At 52.3% G+C, this 447-nt stretch carries 1 protein-coding gene; it reads right to left on the bottom strand.

Going from position 1 to position 447, the window contains the following annotated elements; translation table 11 throughout:
• The coding region (locus tag BHE89_RS20740) for a YfbR-like 5'-deoxynucleotidase (protein ID WP_286146392.1) at positions 1–295 on the bottom strand (295 nt) is incomplete at its 3' end.
• Positions 296–447 lie beyond the last annotated feature (152 nt).

Here is a 447-nt window from a genome sequence, read left to right as displayed (position 1 = left end):
CCAGTGATTGTTCATAGCCACCGGGAGCGAAGGCTATGGCGACTGCATCCTGGAGTTCTTCGGGAAGAGTCTGGATGAGTTTGTCCTCTGCGGCCTTTTCCAGTCGTTCAAACTCACGCTGCAAAACAGCGTTTGCTTTCTTGACCGGTGTTACAACATCCGAACAGAGAACCTCGGCTGCATCATGCAACGAAGCATGAGCAAGCATGACTGCCAGATCCACCGACTTCCCTTGCTGAATGGCAATATTGCCAGCCAGGTAGGAAAGCAGGGTAACAACAGCGCTGTGTTCCAACACAGACTCCGGTTGAACAGAGTGCATCAGTGACCAGCGTTTGATCAGGCGTTGCGCAAGGCCAGAGCTAGAAAGCCGAAATTTGAATTAGACATAGTGCCTCCAAAATTGGTTGGAGGTACACCAAAGCCGACCGGGCCTTGGTGTACCCG

Source organism: Shigella sp. FC1967 (assembly GCF_001743005.1).
Lineage (GTDB): Bacteria > Pseudomonadota > Gammaproteobacteria > Enterobacterales > Enterobacteriaceae > Proteus.
The sequence above is the reverse complement of the archived record's forward strand: the minus strand, read 5'-3'. Positions and strand labels throughout refer to the sequence as shown.